Annotated in this window: 17 protein-coding genes; 7 read left to right on the top strand and 10 right to left on the bottom strand. The window is 37.0% G+C overall.

Translation table 11 applies throughout. The features are described from left to right. Positions 1-1,275 carry a YeaH/YhbH family protein gene (locus OKW21_RS11035; protein WP_277479471.1) on the bottom strand — a complete coding sequence of 425 codons (1,275 nt, stop codon included), beginning with the start codon at positions 1,273-1,275 and terminating at the stop codon, positions 1-3. A 35-nt stretch (positions 1,276-1,310) separates the two neighbouring features. Then, positions 1,311-3,239 (bottom strand): PrkA family serine protein kinase, encoded by a 1,929-nt coding sequence (locus OKW21_RS11030; RefSeq protein ID WP_277479470.1) that lies wholly within the window; start codon positions 3,237-3,239, stop codon positions 1,311-1,313. Positions 3,240-3,586: 347 nt separating this feature from the next. Here OKW21_RS11030 and OKW21_RS11025 point away from each other — a divergent pair, with 347 nt between their 5' ends. Then, positions 3,587-4,279 carry an SDR family NAD(P)-dependent oxidoreductase gene (locus OKW21_RS11025; RefSeq protein WP_277479469.1) on the top strand — a complete coding sequence of 231 codons (693 nt, stop codon included), beginning with the start codon at positions 3,587-3,589 and terminating at the stop codon, positions 4,277-4,279. Here the strand turns inward: OKW21_RS11025 and OKW21_RS11020 are convergent. Beyond that, positions 4,276-4,794, bottom strand: a complete 519-nt coding sequence (locus OKW21_RS11020; RefSeq protein WP_277479468.1) for an adenine phosphoribosyltransferase — start codon at positions 4,792-4,794, stop codon at positions 4,276-4,278. The two genes, OKW21_RS11025 and OKW21_RS11020, sit on opposite strands and share 4 nt — an antisense overlap. 184 nt (positions 4,795-4,978) lie before the next feature. Here OKW21_RS11020 and OKW21_RS11015 point away from each other — a divergent pair, with 184 nt between their 5' ends. Both OKW21_RS11015 and OKW21_RS11010 read left to right on the top strand, forming a co-directional pair. Further along, positions 4,979-5,428: a DUF7832 domain-containing protein gene (locus tag OKW21_RS11015; protein WP_277479467.1), complete on the top strand. Its 450-nt coding sequence runs from the start codon at positions 4,979-4,981 to the stop codon at positions 5,426-5,428. A gap of 76 nt (positions 5,429-5,504) precedes the next feature. After that, complete coding sequence (locus OKW21_RS11010; protein WP_277479466.1) at positions 5,505-6,896, top strand: alanine/glycine:cation symporter family protein; 1,392 nt, start codon at positions 5,505-5,507, stop codon at positions 6,894-6,896. On the opposite strand, the gene OKW21_RS11005 is transcribed toward OKW21_RS11010, so the two are convergent. Then, a complete protein-coding gene (locus tag OKW21_RS11005) occupies positions 6,893-7,471 on the bottom strand; it encodes a TlpA family protein disulfide reductase (protein ID WP_277479465.1) in 579 nt (192 codons plus the stop codon). The two genes, OKW21_RS11010 and OKW21_RS11005, sit on opposite strands and share 4 nt — an antisense overlap. A gap of 92 nt (positions 7,472-7,563) precedes the next feature. Between OKW21_RS11005 and OKW21_RS11000 the strand changes: the two genes are divergently transcribed. Further along, on the top strand, positions 7,564-9,201 hold the full coding sequence (locus tag OKW21_RS11000) for a M1 family metallopeptidase (protein WP_277479464.1): 1,638 nt from the start codon (positions 7,564-7,566) through the stop codon (positions 9,199-9,201). Here OKW21_RS11000 and OKW21_RS10995 read toward each other — a convergent pair. Continuing rightward, a complete protein-coding gene (locus tag OKW21_RS10995) occupies positions 9,183-9,947 on the bottom strand; it encodes a DUF92 domain-containing protein (RefSeq protein WP_277479463.1) in 765 nt (254 codons plus the stop codon). The genes OKW21_RS11000 and OKW21_RS10995 overlap by 19 nt on opposite strands. 170 nt (positions 9,948-10,117) lie before the next feature. Here OKW21_RS10995 and OKW21_RS10990 point away from each other — a divergent pair, with 170 nt between their 5' ends. After that, positions 10,118-10,936 carry a Calx-beta domain-containing protein gene (locus OKW21_RS10990; RefSeq protein ID WP_277479462.1) on the top strand — a complete coding sequence of 273 codons (819 nt, stop codon included), beginning with the start codon at positions 10,118-10,120 and terminating at the stop codon, positions 10,934-10,936. Positions 10,937-10,986: 50 nt separating this feature from the next. Here OKW21_RS10990 and OKW21_RS10985 read toward each other — a convergent pair whose 3' ends face one another. Then, positions 10,987-11,937: a hydroxypyruvate isomerase family protein gene (locus tag OKW21_RS10985; protein ID WP_277479461.1), complete on the bottom strand. Its 951-nt coding sequence runs from the start codon at positions 11,935-11,937 to the stop codon at positions 10,987-10,989. Between the two features lie 114 nt (positions 11,938-12,051). Beyond that, positions 12,052-13,665 carry a S8 family peptidase gene (locus tag OKW21_RS10980; protein ID WP_277479460.1) on the bottom strand — a complete coding sequence of 538 codons (1,614 nt, stop codon included), beginning with the start codon at positions 13,663-13,665 and terminating at the stop codon, positions 12,052-12,054. Positions 13,666-13,798: 133 nt separating this feature from the next. Between OKW21_RS10980 and OKW21_RS10975 the strand changes: the two genes are divergently transcribed. Continuing rightward, entirely contained in the window at positions 13,799-16,033 is a 2,235-nt protein-coding gene (locus tag OKW21_RS10975) for a S9 family peptidase (RefSeq protein ID WP_277479459.1), read from the top strand. An 851-nt stretch (positions 16,034-16,884) separates the two neighbouring features. Here the strand turns inward: OKW21_RS10975 and OKW21_RS10970 are convergent. From OKW21_RS10970 to OKW21_RS10960, 3 genes are all read right to left on the bottom strand, one after another. Beyond that, positions 16,885-17,805, bottom strand: a complete 921-nt coding sequence (locus OKW21_RS10970) for a YihY/virulence factor BrkB family protein (protein ID WP_277479458.1) — start codon at positions 17,803-17,805, stop codon at positions 16,885-16,887. 96 nt (positions 17,806-17,901) lie between these two features. Further along, on the bottom strand, positions 17,902-18,075 hold the full coding sequence (locus tag OKW21_RS10965; protein WP_277479457.1) for a Lacal_2735 family protein: 174 nt from the start codon (positions 18,073-18,075) through the stop codon (positions 17,902-17,904). Between the two features lie 27 nt (positions 18,076-18,102). Further along, positions 18,103-18,834 (bottom strand): tetratricopeptide repeat protein, encoded by a 732-nt coding sequence (locus tag OKW21_RS10960; protein WP_277479456.1) that lies wholly within the window; start codon positions 18,832-18,834, stop codon positions 18,103-18,105. Between the two features lie 54 nt (positions 18,835-18,888). Here OKW21_RS10960 and OKW21_RS10955 point away from each other — a divergent pair, with 54 nt between their 5' ends. Continuing rightward, positions 18,889-19,719 (top strand): CvfB family protein, encoded by an 831-nt coding sequence (locus OKW21_RS10955; RefSeq protein WP_277479455.1) that lies wholly within the window; start codon positions 18,889-18,891, stop codon positions 19,717-19,719. Positions 19,720-19,723 lie beyond the last annotated feature (4 nt).

Raw genomic sequence — 19,723 nt, 5'->3', positions numbered from 1 at the left:
TTAGTTATCATCATTTACCAAACTTTTCTTTTTAAATAGAGCTTTAAATACCGGCCATATTTGGCTTACATCGTTGATGTTTTTCATTGAAAAGTTTTCTACTTTTCTAAGCTTTTTATAAGCATGCCATAAGTAACCTTCCAGTCCACGGTTTTTGATCTCAATGTAGGCCATGTATTGAATCTCTGTAAGAACATCATTTTTCAAGATCTGGCTACACTCTACTGCATCACCATTAGACCACACATCTCCATCCGAGGCTTGACAGCAGTATACATTCCACACCTGGGGATCATACCGCTCTTTCATTATTTTATGCATTAATTTCAAAGATGGAGCTACTACTGTACCTCCACTTTCCCGGGAATTGAAGAACTCTTCCTCATCTACTTCTTTAGATTCGGTATGATGTCTAATATAAACGATATCTACATTGGTATACTGTTTAGTAAGGAAGATATATAACAAAGTGAAAAAACGCTTGGCGATATCTTTTTCGTGGTAACCCATTGAGGCTGATACGTCCATAATACAAAACATGACAGCGGAAGTTGCGGGCTGTGGTACACGTTCAAAATTATTATACCTTAAGTCAACATCTTCAAAAAAAGGTATAGTGTCTTTTAATTTTACCAGCCTTTTAATCTCAGTTTCTAAGTCTAAGCGTACCTGCTCATCTTTTTCGTGTGCAAGTTGCTCTTGAAGCTTCTTAATTTTTTGTGCATACACACCACCAATTGAGATCTGTCGTGCTAATGATTGCTGATAACTGGTTTTTACATTAAGGCGTGATGGCACACTATTTTTTGTATAGCCTGCCCTATGATTTTTAAAAGTAGTGGTACTCTCCATGTACTTTTTAACCATATTTGGCAATTCTAGATCTTCAAAGAAGTATTTAAGAAATTCTTCCCTGCTCAATATAACTACAAAATCATCCTGGGTAACTTCAGGGCTATTGGATCCCTTTCCTTTTCCAGAGCCTTTACCTTCACCTTCTGGTTTGGGTATTTGGTCTCCCTCTGAGAACTTGTCGTTACCAGGCCTTATGTAATGTTTTTTACCTGAACGGGGATCATGTCTGAAATTGGGCTCACTTATCCCCTTAATCGGGACTTTTACTTTACCTCCCCCACTGCTATCCTTTATACTTTCCTGACTGATTATATCTGGAATAGCTTCTTTAATCTGATCTTCAACCCTCTTCAAAAATTTCTGACGATTGTTAGTAGATTTACCTTTCGTATTCTTACGTCTATCAATAATGTTACTCATACATAAGTGCAGTTATCAGGATTAGACCATCAGTCTTAAGCCATTGTCTTTCTCACTCTCATAAACCAATCTACAAGAATTCTAATCTGCTTAGACGTATAACCTCTTTCCATCATTCTTTTAGTAAAGTCACGGTGTTTTTTTTCATCCTCATCGTTGCTTTTGGCATTGAAAGAAATCACTGGAAGAAGATCTTCAGTATTAGTGAAGATTTTTTTCTCAATCACGTTTTTAATTTTTTCATATGCATCCCAGCGGGGAGTCTTACCACCATTATTGGCTTTATACCTTAAAGTAAAGTTGGTAACCTCTGCCCTGAAGTCTTTAGGATTAGCTATACCAGCAGGCTTTTCTATTTTTTCCAATTCTTCATTCAGCATACTTCTGTCCAATATCTCACCGGAATCAGGATCACGGTAATCATTATTCTGAATCCAGTAATCAGCATAAATGACATACTTTTCAAAAATATTCTGGCCATAAGTTCCATAAGACTCTATATATGCTTTTTGTATTTCATCAGCAATGAATTCTGCATACTTATTAGCAAGAATTGACTTGATGATATTCAGATACCTTTCTTCAGTTTCTTTATCCATTTCAAGCTTTATCACCTCTTGCTCAAGTACATAGAGCAGGTGTACCGGATTGGCAGCTAACTCTTCGTTATCAAAATTAAACACCTTGGAAAGTACTTTAAATGCGAAGCGAGTAGAAACACCTTTCATTCCCTCGTTGATCCCAGCATCATCACGATACTCCTGAATGGATTTAGCGTTTGGGTCTGTTTCTTTTAATGTCTCTCCATTGTATACCCTCATTTTAGAATACAGGCTGGAGTTCTCAGGCACTTTTAGCCTGGTCATTACTGAAAAATGGGCAAGCAATGAAAGCGTCATCGGCGCGCAAGGCGCTTCATCTAAAGAACTTTCTCTAATAAGCTTTTTGTAAATATTGATCTCTTCATCGACACGTAAACAATAGGGAACCTGAACTTTGTAAATCCTATCCAGAAAGGCTTCATTCTTCTTATCGTTAGCAAACTTTGCCCATTCAGATTCATTGGAGTGCGCCAGGATAATACCATCAAAAGGTATAGCACCTATAGGTTCTGTCCCTTTATAATTGTTTTCCTGAGTAGCAGTAAGTAAAGGGTTGAGTACTTTGATAGGTGCTTTAAACATCTCTACAAATTCTAATACTCCCTGGTTTGCCAGGCAAAGACCTCCTGTGTAAGAGTAGGCATCTGGATCGCTCTGTTGAAAATCCGCCAGCTTACGAATATCAACCTTACCTACTAGCGTAGATATGTCCTGGTTATTTTCATCACCAGGCTCTGTTTTGGCAACACCGATCTGATTTTGAACTGAGGGGTAAAGCTTAACAACTGTAAACTTATTTACATCACCATCAAATTCTTTTAATCTTTTTGAAGCCCAGGGACTCATACATGCAGGTATATATCTGCTGGGAATTTTATACTCATCTTCTAATTCCTTCTTGTAGTCAGCAAATAAGCCTAAGGGACTTTCGTATACAGGACTGATTTGACCGCCTGCTTTTAAGGCATAAATCGGCATCACCTGAATAAGCTGCTTAAGTTTTTCAGCTAGTGAACTCTTCCCTCCACCAACAGGTCCCATGAGATAGAGAATTTGTTTTTTCTCCTCCAAACCTTGTGCTGAATAACGGAAAAAAGACACTATCTGCTCAATAGTATCTTCCATACCATAAAACTCTTTAAAAGCAGGATAAACTTTTATGACCTTATTTGAAAAGATACGACTCAGTTTGGGATCCCGTTTAGTATCTATCAATTCTGGTTCTCCAATGGCTTGTAATATCCTTTCTGAAGGCTTGGCATACAGAAGAGGATCTTTTTTGCATTCTTTTAAGTACTCCGATACACTCATTTCGTTGAAAGAAGTACTGTAATTCGTTTTAATCTTATCTAAAACACTCATAACATCAAAGATTTCTTGGATACAGGAATTAAGGATAACATGCTACTTTTTACCATGTTAGAATACGATAGGAGTCTATTGTTAAAAGCTATTGTGTGATAAATTAGTTCAGCTTATCACCTTAGCCAACACGAAAGCATAACGAAATTATACTCAATTATGTATACATTCTGAAGTAAGAAGTAAACAAAACACTAACTTTAGTTTATTGATTAATTTTCAATAAAACAATTAATATTATTAAATATTCACATAAATTAAACAATATACTTGTGTTTCTCTTGGTAATTTCTACTACGTAAGTAAAGGGTGTGAATTGAATTAAATCATATTAAAAAAGATATATTATGAAAAATGCTATTGTTACTGGTGCTGCCGGAAATTTGGGAAAAGCAATTATTCGCAAACTCCTGCAAACCAATTATTATGTGATCGGTACAGTTAGAACTGAACAAGCGATTGATGAATTTGAAGATCATCCTAATTTTGAGAAGTATACGTTGGATCTAAATGATCAAAAAGCGACTGAAGCATTTGTTCATTACACCGCGAATAAACTACATCATATTCACTTTTCTGCGCTTTTAGTGGGAGGCTTTGGGATGAACAAAATTGAAGATACATCTTTGGAAGAAATTCATAAGATGTTTCAGTTAAATTTTGAAACTGCATTCATTAGTGCACAACAGATTTACAAACAGCTATTAAAACAGACCGAAAGAGGCAAGATATTATTCATAGGCGCAAAACCTGCGGTTGAAAAAGGAGCATCAGAGGGGTTAACAGCTTATGCCTTATCAAAAAGCCTGGTTATCAAACTTGCTGAGCATATAAACACTGAGGGCGCAAAACATAACATTTCAGCCTCAGTGATAGTACCCAGTGTTATTGACACACCAGAAAACAGGGATGCCATGCCTGATGCAGATTTTAGTGCATGGGTACCTCCCAATCAAATTGCGGAAGCAAGTCTGTTTATCGCTGAGAATGCCTCAAATCCTATAAGGGATATTACCTTAAAAGTTTATGGTCAATTTTAATATTTAATTATTGAATTCATATTATAGTTTGCTAGCTTTTCTCTTCCTTTTAAAAATGTGAGTTCCAGGAAAAAAGAAATCATTATTATTTGTCCCCCCGATTTTTCTATAAGCTTACAAGCTGCCTTTGCTGTTCCTCCGGTTGCAAGCAGGTCATCATGTATTAGTACTTTTTCACCTTTTTTAATAGCATCCTGGTGGATTTCCAAACTATCAGTACCATATTCCAACGCATAATGTTCTGCTATCGTTTGTGATGGTAATTTCCCGGGTTTTCGTGCAGGGACAAAACCCGCCGAAAGCCTCTCCGCTAAGACAGAACCAAATATAAATCCACGTGATTCAATGCCAACTACTTTGTCAATGTTTAGATCCTGGACAGGATCATAAAGTGCTTCAATCGCTTGTTTAAATGCATATGGGTTTTCCCATAAAGTGGTAATATCCTTAAACAGTATACCTTGCTTGGGAAAATCTGGTACATCTCTGATAAAGTTTTCCAGCGGATGTTTCATTTATGATAAATGTGTTTTGAAATTATTTACCGCATATTACAAAAAATCATCTTAGGCACGCAAAAGATACCACTTTGTCCCTGTATTTTCCACTAAAGTAATAAAACACCGAATAAGACTTCTTTTTAGACTATTCTTAGATTTAGATTTGTCAAAACCATTACAACCTTTAATAAAAATATCCATGAGTGAGTTAGAAACATCAAGCAAGAAAAGTATTTATGATAATGCTAAAAATCACTTTCTTGGTAATTTCCCTAAGCAACTACCTATTGAACAAGCATACGTACACATAGGCATGTATCTGGGTTGGATCATTGAGCAGGATTTGTATTCTCCATACTTTGAAGAAGAAGCTGAGACTCAGATTTACCGATTCAAAAATCGTCAGATTAGTTGTACAATTCTTTCAGAAATATGGGATGGCTACTTAGGATATGAGCTCTTTAGTGAAAATGGAAACTTATTCACTTATTATTATTATGGTGGAGGTATTTATCATAAAGATTATGAAACGCTGCTTGCGAAAAACCTGCCTTCTATATATCACGTCAATGATGATTGGGAATCATATGATAAAATGGCGGGCCAAATATATAAGCGATTTGAGGACTGGAGAGCACTAATCGCCTGAAAGATTTTTTCATTTATTTGACTTATTGTCTAATTTACCGGACTTCTTATCAATTTAACACTAAAAAAAGTCCGAATTGAAATTAATAGAGCTAATCCTTTCAAAATTTAGTGAATACGCCTGGGGAACACATTTATTAATCCTCCTTCTGGGTGGGGGTATGTTTTTTATGCTCTATTCCAGGTTCCTTCCCTTTCGCTATTTAGGGCACGCAATTAATGTGTTAAGAGGTAAATATGATGATCCTGACGAACCCGGGGAAATCAGTCATTTTGAAGCGCTTTCAAGTGCGCTAGCAGCAACTGTAGGAATGGGAAATATTGGTGGTGTGGCCGTTGCTATTACGATGGGAGGCCCCGGTGCATTGTTCTGGATGTGGGTCAGTGCATTTCTAGGGATGGCAACTAAGTTTTTTACCTGTTCTTTGGCTATTATGTACAGAGGACACGATAGTGCTGGCAAACTACAGGGAGGCCCCATGTATGTCATTGAAGAGGGGCTGGGAAAAAAGTGGAAACCTCTTGCCATGTTTTTTGCCATTGCAGGTCTTTTTGGCCCTTTGCCAGTCTTCCAGGCAAATCAACTCACACAGATTTTCCGTGATGTAGTGTTAATTCCCAATGATATCATTGCTGAAGAAACTTTAATTGTCAATCTCATTTCGGGGATAGTAATTGCATTTTTAGTATCAATAGTGATTTTTGGGGGTATTAAAAGAATTGCCAGGGTAGCTAGTCAAATGGTGCCCGGTATGGTCGTCATATATGTGCTTTCTGTGGTATATATTATTACTACTAATCTGGAGGCCCTTCCTGAATGTTTCGCCTTAATTCTTACTGATGCGTTTTCAGGTAAGGCTGTCCTGGGCGGGTCATTGGGAGCTGTAATCGTTATTGGTGCTCGCAGGGCTGCTTTCTCCAATGAAGCAGGTATAGGAACAGCTCCACTTGCCCATGGTGCGGCTAAAACCAAAGAGCCAATTCGTGAAGGATTAGTTGCTATGTTAGGTCCGGCCATTGATACATTAATCGTTTGCACGATGACCGCACTTGCCATCCTAATAACAGATGTTTGGAGAACAACTGATGCAGATGGTGTAACATTAACTGTCAATGCGTTTAATAAAGCCCTTCCCACTAATAACCTGGGAGGATACCTCTTGGTGTTGAGCGTGTTGACATTTTCACTTTCTTCTCTATTTACCTTATCCTATTATGGTACTAAATGTTTCTCTTACATAGCGGGTGCCCATAGAGCACATTATTTTAATTATTTTTATGTTTTTTCCATTATTCTGGGATCGGTGGCTTCTATTTCAGCAATTATCAACCTTGTGGATGGAATGTACGGACTTATGGCAATTCCAACGATGATTTCAGCCCTACTTTTAGCACCCAAAGTAAGAGATGCCGCAAAGAAATATTTTGACAATGTAGATCACCCAACAAAGAAAAAAGTAATCAATTAGAGTTTTTCTAAAAATTCCTTAAATGTATCATTATCATAGTTAGCCATGCCTTCATGCTCGTAAACAATGTGACCTTCAGGTGACACTACATAAGTTGCAGGAATTGATTGATGAGAAAAACCCTCAGGTAATTTTGAAATGGGAAAAAAAAGCGGAAGTTGAACAGACTGTTTGGATATATAATCTACTGCCTTCTGTTTATCTACATCTTCAGATATAGTTATAAAAACAATATCATCTTTTTGATTTAATTGGCTATACAAAGCCTTGATACCCGGCATTTCAGCCCTACAAGGTGGACACCAGGTAGCCCAAAAATTGATAAATACAGTTTTTCCCTTATAATCCTCAAGCTGAATTTTTTCCCCATTTATATCTGCCAAAACAAAGTTTAATTGTGGCGTTTGATCTGAAATATCTTTTTTATCTACAGAAGCATTAAATACACCAGTCGCTAAAATTCCTCTCTGCAAAAATCCAAAAACTTCTGCCTGCCATCCACCCAGGTAGACTACCGATATAAAAACAGTCAAAAGTATCCAATCAATATTTTTACGTATTTTTTTTAAAAGCATTGCAGTTGTAATTTTATCAGTTCTATCCCTTAAAAAAGGCCCTTATAAATAAAGATTAATGGTTAACTTGAAGCCAAATTTATCTTTTTGTGTTGAGTAAAAAACTACTTTCTTTTTTCCTTTTTATGTCTATTGGATCTTATGCTTCTACTGCACAAGAACTAAATAGTTTGAACAGGATTGATGCCCTTCATTATACATTTGAAATTGAAATTTCTGATTTCAATAATCAAATCTCGGGCAAAACAGACCTACTTTTTAAAGTTAAAAAAACTTCAATTGATTCCATCTTATTAGATTTTATACAATCAGATACTGAGGGTGTTGGGATGGCCGTAGCTGCAGTAAAACTTAACAATCAACCAGTAAATTTTCGTCAGGTAGAAGAACACTTGATCATTATTTTAGATAAGCCTTTAGAAAAAGAATACCTTGGTACATTGCATATTAGTTACAAAGGAATTCCTGGTGATGGACTTATCATCTCAAAAAATGAATATGGAGAGCGAACTTTTTTTGGTGATAACTGGCCAAACCGTGCACGAAACTGGATACCTGTAATAGACCATCCTTCCGATAAAGCTACTTGTGAGTTCAAAATCATTGCTCCTGAACAATACAAGGTGATTGCAAACGGACTCTTAAGAGAAGAATCTTCTTTAGGCTTGTATCATAATGAAGAAAAAAAGATTACGCATTGGGTGAATGATCAGCCTATCTCTACCAAAGTAATGGTGTTTGGAGCCGCAAGATTTGCAGTATTGTATGATCAGCCCGTACAAAATATTCCGATACAACATTGGGTATATGCGGACAACAGAAATGTTAGCTTTGAAGATTTCAAACCAACTGCCAACATTTTGCATTTCATGACATTAATGATTGGTAAATATCCATTTCAGAAGCTCGCCAATGTTGAATCAAAAACAAAATATGGAGGCATGGAAAATGCCTCTAATATATTTTATAATGAGCGAGTTGTTGATGGGAACAGAAATATCGAAAGTTTAATTGCTCACGAAGTGGCTCATCAATGGTTTGGTAATGCAGTTTCTGAGAAAAATTGGGAGCATATCTGGTTAAGCGAAGGCTTTTCTACCTATCTATCCCATATGTATATTGAGCATACTTACGGAATTGATAGTATGAGAAATATGCTTGAAAATGACAAAAATAGAATTTTTTCATATTATAGAAAGTCTCCTGATTCACCGATTGTGAACACATCTGAAACTAATCTATTTCAACATTTAAATGCAAACTCATACCAAAAGGCTTCATGGGTATTACATATGCTGAGGCAAAAAGTTGGTGACAAAGCTTTTAAAGCAGGCATTAAGGCTTTTTATACAAAGTATTGTCACAATATAGCTGACTCAGAAGATTTCAAAGAAACAATGGAACTTACCTCAGGAATTCAGCTTGATCAGTTTTTTAACACCTGGATTTATTCTGCAGGACATCCAATCATTGAAGGAGAGTGGAAATATTCAGGGTTTGGGAAAAAATTAAAATTTGAGCTAGCACAAATTCAGGAGAACAAAATAATTTACCACTTACCTATTGAAGTTGGAGTAATCTATGATGAAGGAGATGATCTAGAAATCTTTAAAGTCAGTTTAAATGATAGAGTAGAAAGCTTTGAAATTAAATTGAAAGCACAACCATTAAAAGTCAACCTTGATCCTCTTACAAAAATATTAATGGAGACTCACTTTGTAAATAAGTAATATAGTAAAAGAGCAAAGAGTGAAGCTAACATAATACTCAAAAAGTTAACAGAGTGATTATTAAGCCAGCCTCTCTTTTGCAAACTGGTGCCTAAAATAGAGTCAATGAAGTTTCCGGAAATTCCAGAAAGAAGAATTATTGTTGCTAAACTAAACTTCCTGTAAAACAGATAAAAGATCATAGCTATCAATAGGCTACCTATAAAACCAAATACACTTCCTTCCAGACTAATTACGCCGTCTTGCCCCCTACTCCCTGTTTTTAGGGTAAGTACATTAATAAATTTTCTTCCATAAATATTCCCAAATTCTGAGGAAAATGTGTCAGACAAAGCCGCAGCGAAACTGGCTATTGCCATAAGTGTTAAAAGCAGGGTTGGCTCTTTGTAGTAAAATGTTAAAAGTGACAATAAACCTGCTACTCCTCCATTTCCTACAACATTATGATAGTCTCTCTTACCTTCATTCTGTTGCTCTAGTTTATATTTCTTTTTCTCATTTTTTTTCCAAATTGAAGCTGCAGTGCCGAAAATAAAAAATACTACAATTGTAGCTAATCCGATTAGTCCGAATGCTGACCATAATAAAAATGTAATAAAGCCTCCTAGTAAAGCCCCGCGAACCGTAATTTTTTTACTTAATACGCTTAGGGCCACAAGTATCACAACTATGCATATATGGGCAATTAATTGGCCTGGATACATATTAATATAAGGTATTTGTAAAGATGCAATGTTGAAGTTCACTTAAGAAAAGATTTTTTGAAACATCCAGCTAGGAAACTTAAATTTCTTTTTGCTCATGTAAGCAAGTTCAATTTCAACACTTTTATTACATCTATTTAATCGGCACACAAAATACTTGAAAAGTATAATTTAAAATTAGAATTTTACAAAAAAAAATAATTTCATTTATCATGATTGTAATTCATTTTGTAAGATTCTTCAGTATTTCTTTCTGTGCAATACTATTGTTAAGTTCTTGTAAAGATGAAGATATCGCTTCCGGAGAACCGTCAACAATATCATTTCATCATAATGATGGGTATAGCAGTGAAAATGATGGACTCATAAAAATTCCAATTCAAATGGATAAACCACAAAATGCTGAAACCCTTGTTCATTTCACTATTAGTGGAAATGCTGTACAAGCTGATGCTAATGTGGAAAAACCTGACTTTGAACTACTTACTGAATCTCCTTTTACAATTAAAAAAGGTGAAAGCAACGCATATATCGAGGTAAAGATACTTGAAGACAGTCATTTTGAGCAAGAGCTAGAGAATTTTAGCATAAGACTAGACAGAATTGTAAGTGGTAATGCCACTCTGCATCCTAATTTACATATGTTACATTATAGCCACGAAATTATCGAAAACGACTATAAATTATTTTTAGAGTGGGATGCTCCAGAATTAATTGATTTAAATATGTTCATTGAACTCCCTAATAAAGAACTGATTTCGGCCAATAATGATAGTGGATTTGAGGAAGTAACGATTACTAATGTTGTAGATCAGGAACAGTATTTTGTGGATATCTGGAACGATGGTAACCACCCTCAGGTTAGCTTTCATCTCAAAAGCTTAAATGCAGGCGAAAAAGAGAAAAAGACAATATTAAGCGGTTCTTTTAGTGCTGATAAAAATGGAAAAAATGTTTCTGAAGAGGATGAAAATTTCTTTCTGAACTATCTAATGATTAAAGAAGGACAAAGCTTAAAGATACTCAACTGAGTGCGTTTAATTGAAACGAAAAGGGTTGCCATATCTGGCAACCTTTTTTTTTATACGTTAAAACTATCTACCTCTACATAAGCATTTATTAGTTTCTGCTCTCCCTCTTTTCCCGGCATAGCGTTACCATGCTCCATTCCCATGATACCACGATATCCCTTATCATAAATATGCTTGAATACATTTTTGTAATTGATTTCACCAGTGGTAGGCTCTTTACGGCCAGGATTATCCCCTATTTGGAAATAAGCTATTTCATCCCAGGTTAAATCTATGTTTTGGATGATATGTCCTTCATTCTTTTGCATATGATAGATATCGTAAAGTATTTTACATGAAGGGCTATTGACTGCTTTACAAATCAAATAGGTCTGGTCGGAAGTACGGAGATACAAATCTGGCGTATCGCTAAGTGGCTCAAGCACCATCACCAAACCATGAGGTTCTAAAATCTCAGCACCTCTGCGAAGTGCTTCAACTACATTTGCTGTTTGAATTCCGATGGGCAAATTTCGCTGAAAATTGCCGGGTACCACTGTCATCCATTTTGCATTTACGCGCTTGGCAACATCCACTGCCCTGCGACATCCATCCAGAAAAATGTCTACATATTCTTGTTTACCTTCTGTTAGAGAATTTTGTGAATTTCCGCCTTTGTCTACTACAAACACTCCCATCTCCATCTCTAATTTTGACATCATTTCTCCAATTTTAGACTGCATTTCCGGAGTTCTTCGCATCATACCATTATCCTCTAAAGCTGTAAAACCAGTATCTGCCATAAACTGTAGTTGGTCAATAGGATCATCACCAGCATGGTTTTTAAACATGCCGAAATGAGGTGCATACTTGAGCTTAAAATCATGTTTCTCAGCAGGAGAGACAGTACTTTTATCGTAGGATACAATTGGACTATTCGCAGCTATTAAAGGAGTTACCGCACTGGTAGTGACAGCACTACCAAGTGCTATACTGGATTTGACAAAATCTCTTCGCTTCATAGGTTGTGCATTAGTTTGTTTAGTTTATGATCAAAATCTAAAGATAGAGTATTTTGCTAAAAGAAAAAGCCACTCCTTTTCAGAAGTGGCTTTAAGTAAGTTCAAAAATTATAACTACTTACCTTCCATTTTTATCTGATAAGATTCAGCTAATTTTACTGCTTCGTAAGCATTTACAACACCTCCGGTAGCGCTTAAGCTGTCAAAGCTTACCAGTTTGCCTTCTTCACCTGGACGCATAACTTTTAATTTATCAAACTTTACAGTTGACTCAAGAATGATTTTTCTTATTTGTTCTACATCAAGCTCAGGGTAATATGATATTAAAAGTGCTGCGATTCCAGCGGTTACTGGGGAAGCCATACTTGTGCCGCTGTTGCTTTCATATTTCTGGTCGGGTGTGGTTGAGTATAGATCAACGCCGGGAGCAAACACATCTACGCTTTTCTTTCCATAATTTGAAAAGTCAGCAACAAATTCCTCTTCTCCTTTCCAGGAAGATGCACCTACTTCAATCCAGTTTTCAGCTTCTTTTCTTGAGTCTTTGAAATGGCGGGTAGGAAAATTAGAAACTTCATCAATATCATCACTGCTGTTACCGGCTGCATGAACCAATAATACACCTTTAGATTCTGCATATTTCACGGCTTTATCCACGGCTTCTTTTTGAGGGGAATACGACTTTCCAAAACTCATATTTATCACTTTCGCGCCATTATCTACAGCGTAATAAATAGCATTGGCAATATCCTTGTCTCTTTCGTCTCCATTAGGAACTGCGCGGATGGGCATGATTACGACATTTTCCGCAATACCTTCCATTCCCAATTTATTTTCTCGGTTTGCAGCAATTATCCCTGCCACATGCGTTCCATGATTTGAGTCAGGACCGTCAACATCATTGTTACCGTAATACTTTTCATTAACATCATCATAGTTATCACCTACAATATGACGTGGATCAAAATCAGTATTATAACCATATTCTAATGCACTTTTGTAATGATCTTCATACTCTTGCAGCTGCTCTTTAGAAAAGCCCATAGACAAAGCATATTCCATAATTGAAATAGAAGTTTGTATAATTTCGTCTTCTGTACTGATCTCTCCAAGCATTTCAGCAGTTACTTTTTCAACGTCCAGATATGCTTCCAACAACTTGGATGAACGCAAATAGCTATTAGCAAAAAACTCAAAACCTGAATACTGCTGCTCCATTTCTGACCTTTTCTGCTCATAGGCTTTCATGATTTCCTCATAGTAGGCAAGCTCTTTCTTGGGAATATCTTCCAATGCGACATCTTCGTACTTTTCTTTCAATCTCACATATTCTCTGGTGACCTCGTAGGTATCGTGATCTACATTGGTTCCATCAGCTCCTCCGATAAAATTCCAGCCGTGTACATCATCCACATATCCATTCCCATCATCATCTTTTCCATTATTCGGGATTTCATCACTGTTTATCCAAATTTTCTCCTGCAAATCTTCATGCTCAATGTCAACTCCGGAATCAATAACTGCTACAATTACTTTTTCAGACTTACGCCCTTTCAAAAACTCATAAGCTTTTTCAGTACTAACACCCTGAACATAATAATTTTCTGCGTCCAGATTAAACCAGTTTGTAGGTGCTGCCTTAAGTGAGTCAGTAACAGGATCAGTAGCATATGCAAAACAAGTTGTGAAGCTAAATACTGATACTAGTAATAATTGCTTGATCTTCATTCGTATAATATTTTTTAAAGCACAAAATAAGAAAAAAAATTAGTCATTTTTTTACAGCATGAAATTATTGCCTTTATATCTGAGTTTTTGAAATTAACTTGGCAATTTACATGATGATAAAAGTGATTAACGCATGGGTAACACAAAAAAATACAAAAAGCTCTTAACTTACATAATTATTTTTTTTCTGAGCAGTCAGCACGGCCTGTTTGCACAGAAAGAAAATTATCAAAACCTGAGAGAAGCACTCTTCTCATCTTCTCAATTAGTAGGTGAATCCGGTCCCCGGAGTGTCAATTGGATTGAAAATGGAAACCGCTTTTCTTTTATAGAAACTACAGAGGAAGGCCAGCAAATTATCAAATCCTATGATCCAAAAAATGGAGATGAAAAGGTAGTTTTTGACGCTACTAACCTTACTTTTCCCGGTAGTGATGAAGCATTTACCTACCACTCATTTCAGTGGACAAGAGATGCTAAATACATTTTGTTTCAGACTAAGTTCAGACCTATTTGGAGAAACTCTGGTAATGCAGACTATTATTATTACTCTGTAGATGACAAAAGTCTGAAACTTGTAGCCGAAGATTCTTTTACGGCCGAAGTATCCCCTGATGGTTCAAAAGTGGCGTATGGGCATGATGGGAACCTCTTTGTATATGATTTTGCTACGAATGAAAATACTCAACTGACATTTGATGCTGAAGGGCAAATCTATAACGGTCGCTTCGGCTGGGCTTATGAAGAAGAGTTTGGTCTGGTACAAGCCTGGAAATGGTCACCTGACAGTCGCTTCATCGCCTACTGGCAAACCGATGAATCAGAAGTTCCTATATACCAGATTTCAGATTACAGTGATCAACACCCCAAATACGACAAGATTCCTTATCCTAAAGTGGGAGATACAAACCCCAGTGTAAAAGTGGGTGTAATTGATCTACAGGATAATAGTCAGCAATGGATGAAAATTGATCTGGACGGAGGCTACATCCCAAGACTTTACTGGACCTCAGAGACAGGGCAACTAGCAGTTGTACACTTAAACCGTGCTCAAAATCATCTGAAATTATTCTTCCACAATGCCATTACAGGAGATGGGAAGCTGATCATGGAAGAACAATCTGATGCATGGATTGACGTATTTGATTTCTTTGCCGGTATTATGGACCTTTTTTACTTTCCAAAAGATTCAGATGAGTTTTTTTGGATATCAGATCGTGATGGTTGGAGTCATTTGTACCGTTACGACTACGAAGGAAATTTAGTCAATCAGGTTACCAGTGGTGAGTGGGAAGTTGTGCTGGTACACGCGGTAGATTCTAAGGCTAAAAAGATATATTACTCTTCTACAGAAGATTCTCCTTTGGAAAGGCAACTATATGGTGTGAACTACAATGGGAAAAAGAAGCAAAAGCTGACAGAAGTAAGCGGAAGACACCTTATTGATATGGCTCCTAATGGAAAGTATTACATTGATACCTATTCAAGTGTCGACAAACCTAAACAAGTCGGGCTGTACAATAAAGAAGGAGAGCTTATTAATACGCTTGTAGAAAATGCATCTGTAAATACCTTTATCAGCAATCACTTTTACAGTCCAAAGGAATTATTCAGCTTTACGACCGAAGAAGGTATAAAGCTGGATGGCTATATCGTGAAACCGAAGGATTTTGATGAAAACAAGACCTATCCACTCGTATTGAATATTTATGGTGGTCCGGGAGCGCAGTCAGTGTATAATGAGTTTGGTGCTAATGGCTGGGAACAATACCTGGCACAACAAGGCTATGTAGTAGCTAGTGTAAACAACCGGGGAAGCGGTGGCTATGGTAGTGAATTTGAAAAAGTTGTGTACAAGCAATTGGGTAAGCATGAAAGTGCTGACTTTATCGCTACTGCCAATTACCTGGCAGAGAAACCTTGGATTGACGGTAGTAATATGGCAATAAGAGGTCATAGTTATGGTGGTTATATGGCAAGCTTTACTTCTGTGTATCGTCCTGGCGTATTTAAAGCGGCTATCATTGGTGCGCCGGTAACTGATTGGCGATTATACGACAGCATTTATACCGAACGCTATATGGGGCTATTGTCTGATAATGAAAAAAACTATATTGAAAGTTCATCTACTACATATGCTGCCGACACTCAAGCAAAGCTGTTTATAGCTCATTCTATGATGGATGAAAATGTGCATGCACAGAACACCTTTCAGTTTGTAAAAGCGCTCATAGATGCTGGTATTGACCATGAACTCCGCATTTATCCTCCGGGGGCACATGGTGTCGCCTACAATGGCGAAAGCTATGTTTTGCTATATCAACAGTATACTGACTTTTTGGATAAAAATTTGAAATCAGGCTTATGAGCCATCAATCTCCGGGCATGCTCCGGAGATTTTATTCTTTCTTTTGTAAATAAATTTTCAAAGTTGCTGGTGAAAAATTTTGATACTCGTGGGTAGTCATATGGATAGTAATGGAAGTTTTTACTTCAAGATTTGAGAATAAATCCAAACCTCCAATCCGCATCCGATTAAGGTATGAAATTAAAAAGTCATGCGTAAACTTATCGCATGAGCTTAACACTCACATATCATACGTACATACCGGTCACACCGCAATAATTAATATCGATAAATCCTCATGATATTATTAAAAACAATTATTCTTTAGGTTGTCCACTCATGCACATCAAGTGTCCGTTCATGAACGCATATACAACAGCAAAACAGCTTCTAATCAACATATTGCTACTTTTTTCTTTTGGCATCCCCCTTGTTTATGGTGTATTGAAAACAACATTTACATTTTTTTACCCAAAATTTATTAGCCATGACATCTTCAATTCAATCCATAGATCATTTACTATATGACCGTGAGCATATTAATATCAAATAAAGTGATGAAAGTATCCATATCAACAAGACGAGACTTCAACGATATCCAAAGCCGTTATCTGAGCTAAAAAATGGAAAATTTCGGCGATTATTTAACCGTCATAGTATCGTTTACAGATAAATCATTTCACACCCGCCTAAAACGGGTGTTTTGTTTTTCATTTGTATACTACTTAATTACTGAACTTTTAAGTAAAATTAAGTTGAGCATTTTGGGTAAATCGCTACTCTTGAGTATTATTTCCTTTGGGCTTATCTGCACAGTTCAGAATTTCGAACGCTATAAGGTTAGTAACTTCCAATTGACCTTTATTATTTTTTTATTCACCCGCGGTAACTTGATCATGCTTAAGCCGATATTCAGCAGTTCGCTGCGCATGACCTGAGACTTTCACAGGGTGCTGGTGCCTTTGCGCATATATCTTGGTAAATTCTGCCCCAAACAAAAATATCAGTCCCGAGTAATTTACCCAGAGCAAAATCAAGATAAGTGAACCCGCTGCGCCAAAGGCAGAAGCCGGATCAGTTTGTCCGAAATACAAACCCAGCGCAAATTTACCCAGCGTAAACAAAAGCGCCGTTACGAAAGCACCTATCCATACAGTTTTCCAAATGAGTTGAACATCAGGTAATATTTTATAGATCAGTGCGAACAAAACAGTGATGATACCCAGCGCTACTATTTCATTAGCGAAATAAAATACATAAAGCAAGAAAGGAGGCAGCATCTCACTGATCCAGTCTCTCAGCACCCCTATCAAAGCTGTAAGCAGTAAAGAAACGATCATCAAAAAGCCGATAGCCAATATCATTCCTAAAGAAGTAGCTCTGTCAATCACAATTTTTTTGATCCCAGCTTTAGGATTGGCTTCTACATCCCAAACTGTATTTAATGACAATTGCAATTGATAGAATAATCCAGTGGCACCAAATATTAAGGTAGCGATACCAGCAATGATTGCTATTGTAGAGCTGCCCTGCTGTGTACTATTCTCTAATATAGTTTGTACCTGCTGTGCGGATTCAGGGCCTATGATAGAACTAATTTGGTTTGTAATTTCACCCCTGACTTTTGACTGCTCATAAAATATCCCTGCCACATTGACAATTATGATAATCAATCCCGGCAGAGAAAAAATAGAATAATAGGCGATCACTGCGCTCTGACGAAACGCATCATCACCCTGCCACTCCAGATAAGATTCTTTCAGATAAGAAAATAAGCGTTTAAGCCTCATCATAGTTTAAAAAATTTAGATACACTGTTTTAACCTCTGAACTGACAAATGGTTACTTTGAGCCTATTTTTACAGTCTGCTGGCATCAAAAAAAATTACTTACTTCTTATCTTTTATTCTTTCAATTTTCTGTGCAACCTCTTCAGCTTCAGCCATTTTCATATCCCCAGCTTTGCGGTCTCTCTGTGAAAGACTGTGTGCTTCGGCTAACAGTTTCTTATACTTATCCTGCAGCTTTTCTACTTCTGATTTCTTCTTAAATAAATTAAACATATTGATGAACATGGTTTGAAATTAAAATCAATTATTTCTTCTGAACTTGCTACTTACAAAATCCAAAAACTCTTTCCAGCCTTGCCTGCTGGAGAATACTGAAGCTATCACTTTTACATATTCGCTAAAAGCAGGCCTTGTATCTTCCCCTTCTGACTCTATGATGATTTGCTGATCTTTATACTCTGTTTGATTAGCATGATCAGCGACATTTGAAGCTTGCTGATTTGCTATATTCTCTTTTGATGGGATGGCTAATTCATCAGCCCGCTTAAAGCTGCTTTTAGCTTTATCCTGGTATCCTAACTTTTCTTCAACCAACCCACGGTTGTTGTATGAGATCGCATCTTCAGGGTCAAGCTCAATGGCTTTAGTATAATCATCTATAGCTCCCTGATAATCTTTCATATGGTCTTTTACATAAGCTCTGCTGGAGTAGCGGTATGGATTTTCCGGCTCCAGCGCCAATGCTTTATTAAAGCTTATAAGTGCTTTTTCATTTTGCCCGGAAAGATGTAATGCCACTGCGCGCTCGCTCCAGAAAGTAGCATTATCAGGTACCTGCATCACCAGCTGGTCAAAATCTTTGATGGCCTTTTCAAATTCAGTGAGTTTGAAATAGCTCATCGCACGAGCATACAAACTGTTCAGATCCTGAGGATTTTCTTTAAGGGCTAGCTGAAAGTTTTTCAGCGCTTCGATATAATTTTCCTGATCAAATAGATTTTTTCCTTGTCTATAGAATTTTTCTGCCGACATTGGGTTTGTAAAGTTTACAATAGAACTTAAAAAAGTCCCTAGAGTTTATAAATAATGACAAATCTTAAGATCGGCGAATATAATGAACTGGAAGTCAACAGGGAATCTCCCCATGGAATGTACCTTCAATCTTCACAGGGAGAAATCCTCCTGCCCAACCGTTATGTTGGTGAATTAAAGCCTGGTGATACCGTTAATGTTTTTGTTTATACTGATTCTGAAGATCGTCTGGTTGCCATTACTGAACAGCCCAAAGCTACTTCCGGTGAATTTGCGAGTTTGCTGGTCAAAGATGTGACTACGGTAGGTGCTTTTCTGGATTGGGGGATTAACAAAGACTTACTCCTACCCTATCGGGAGCAATTACATCCTGTAAAAGTTGGCGATCAGGTAATTGTCAGGGTTATTACTGACCCGAAAACCGATAGAGTTATAGCGATTTCCAAAATTCAGGCTTTTATCCAGAGAGAACTTGATGATCTGTCAGAAGGACAGGAAGTAGAACTAATGGTTTACGACCAAACACCCCTGGGATATAAAGTGCTGATCAACCGTAAAAATGAAGGACTTCTTTATAATAATGAGCTTTTTCAGGAGGTGCGTCTTGGTGAGGTTATGCAGGGATTTGTCAAAAAGATACGTGAGGATGAGAAAGTAGATGTTAGCTTACAGCAACAGGGCGTAAGAGGAATGAAAAACGCCCGAACCGATTTATTGGAAGCTTTACAGCAGGCAGGAGGGTTTCTCCCTATTCATGATAAAAGTAGCCCAGAAGAGGTACAGGCAGCTGTCCAGATGAGCAAAAAAGCATTTAAGAAAGCTGCCGGCAATCTGTTTAAAGAAAAGAAAATCACCTTTACCGAAAGTGGAATCAAACTACGCTAAGAAA

Origin of the sequence: Catalinimonas alkaloidigena, assembly GCF_029504655.1 — a bacterium.
Classification (GTDB): Bacteria; Bacteroidota; Bacteroidia; order Cytophagales; family Cyclobacteriaceae; genus Catalinimonas; species Catalinimonas alkaloidigena.
Note: the sequence above shows the minus strand (reverse complement) of the source record. Positions and strands in the feature narration are given on the sequence as shown.

Bases quoted from the DNA above. Each gene is read 5' to 3' on its own strand.
- OKW21_RS10970 (WP_277479458.1), bottom strand. From the start codon at position 17,805: ATGATGAGGCTTAAACGCTTATTTTCTTATCTGAAAGAATCTTATCTG.
- OKW21_RS10965 (WP_277479457.1), bottom strand. From the start codon at position 18,075: ATGTTTAATTTATTTAAGAAGAAATCAGAAGTAGAAAAGCTGCAGGAT.
- OKW21_RS10985 (WP_277479461.1), bottom strand. From the start codon at position 11,937: ATGAAGCGAAGAGATTTTGTCAAATCCAGTATAGCACTTGGTAGTGCT.
- OKW21_RS11035 (WP_277479471.1), bottom strand. From the start codon at position 1,275: ATGAGTAACATTATTGATAGACGTAAGAATACGAAAGGTAAATCTACT.
- OKW21_RS11020 (WP_277479468.1), bottom strand. From the start codon at position 4,794: ATGAAACATCCGCTGGAAAACTTTATCAGAGATGTACCAGATTTTCCC.
- OKW21_RS10960 (WP_277479456.1), bottom strand. From the start codon at position 18,834: ATGTCGGCAGAAAAATTCTATAGACAAGGAAAAAATCTATTTGATCAG.
- OKW21_RS11030 (WP_277479470.1), bottom strand. From the start codon at position 3,239: ATGAGTGTTTTAGATAAGATTAAAACGAATTACAGTACTTCTTTCAAC.
- OKW21_RS11025 (WP_277479469.1), top strand. From the start codon at position 3,587: ATGAAAAATGCTATTGTTACTGGTGCTGCCGGAAATTTGGGAAAAGCA.
- OKW21_RS10980 (WP_277479460.1), bottom strand. From the start codon at position 13,665: ATGAAGATCAAGCAATTATTACTAGTATCAGTATTTAGCTTCACAACT.
- OKW21_RS10990 (WP_277479462.1), top strand. From the start codon at position 10,118: ATGATTGTAATTCATTTTGTAAGATTCTTCAGTATTTCTTTCTGTGCA.
- OKW21_RS11005 (WP_277479465.1), bottom strand. From the start codon at position 7,471: ATGCTTTTAAAAAAAATACGTAAAAATATTGATTGGATACTTTTGACT.
- OKW21_RS10955 (WP_277479455.1), top strand. From the start codon at position 18,889: ATGACAAATCTTAAGATCGGCGAATATAATGAACTGGAAGTCAACAGG.
- OKW21_RS10975 (WP_277479459.1), top strand. From the start codon at position 13,799: ATGGGTAACACAAAAAAATACAAAAAGCTCTTAACTTACATAATTATT.
- OKW21_RS11015 (WP_277479467.1), top strand. From the start codon at position 4,979: ATGAGTGAGTTAGAAACATCAAGCAAGAAAAGTATTTATGATAATGCT.